Annotated in this window: 1 protein-coding gene; it reads left to right on the forward strand. The window is 45.9% G+C overall.

What is annotated here, in order from left to right; genetic code table 11:
* Positions 1-18: 18 nt before the first annotated feature.
* The coding region (locus FV233_RS29640) for a hypothetical protein (RefSeq protein WP_210249527.1) at positions 19-911 on the forward strand (893 nt) is incomplete at its 3' end.

Raw genomic sequence — 911 nt, forward strand, 5'->3', positions numbered from 1 at the left:
CCAACAGGGGTCACTCGAATGAATGCACAATCTGAAGAAGAAATGGAAGCCGTTATCCAAAACATCCGTCAGGCGGAAACAAATAAAGACTTCGGATCCGCAGCTATTCTGTGCAGCGGATTAATCCAACGACGCCCACAAGACAATTCGCTTTATCTTTGGCTAGGTTGGATTTATTTTAACGACGGCCGGTTCCAATCGGCGATAGCCTGCGCCTTAACGTTCCTTGAAAATGGTGAGGAAAACAAGGTTGATGGTCTAAAACTGCTGGCCTTTAGTGCTGGACGGAGCGGCTCGTGGGGTCATGCAAAACACGCGTTCAGCCTTCTAAACGACATATCGATTGACGAGAGTATCAGCATAGCAAAAGATACTTTGAGTACATATTGGCACTACATTCATTTGAAAATTAAAAACGGTGATTATGAAGGCGCCGTGACGGCATATGAAAATGTTCCTGACGTAGTGCGAAATCTCGAGGCTGCAGACAGATACGATATGGATTTGATCGCCGCCCAAGCCTACGCTATGCTTGGCAAAAGCTACGTAGCAATGAAGTGTTTAGCCAGCGAGCACCGGACATACGTGGGGAATACCAAAGTTATCCCACAGCGTCCGTTTGACGGCGTAACTTTTGTCACTTCGCTTATGCCTGCTCGGCACGAGTTGCAACAAAGGGCGGTTGCATCTTGGAATTATATTGGTGCAAAAGTCGTGTCTCTAAATGCGAAACACGAGATTGATTTATTGAAGGATAAATATCCTGCTGTTACGTTCATCATGGCGCCGCGCGACGCATCGAGTTCTTTTGCAAAACCATATGTGTATATTTCCGACATGCTGTCTGCAATAGCCGATGACCGCAACGATGTGGTTGGAATAATTAATTCCGATATTATTATCAGGTCTAC

The sequence above is a fragment of the Methylobacterium sp. WL7 genome, from assembly GCF_008040085.1.
Classification (GTDB): domain Bacteria; phylum Pseudomonadota; class Alphaproteobacteria; order Rhizobiales; family Beijerinckiaceae; genus Methylobacterium; species Methylobacterium mesophilicum.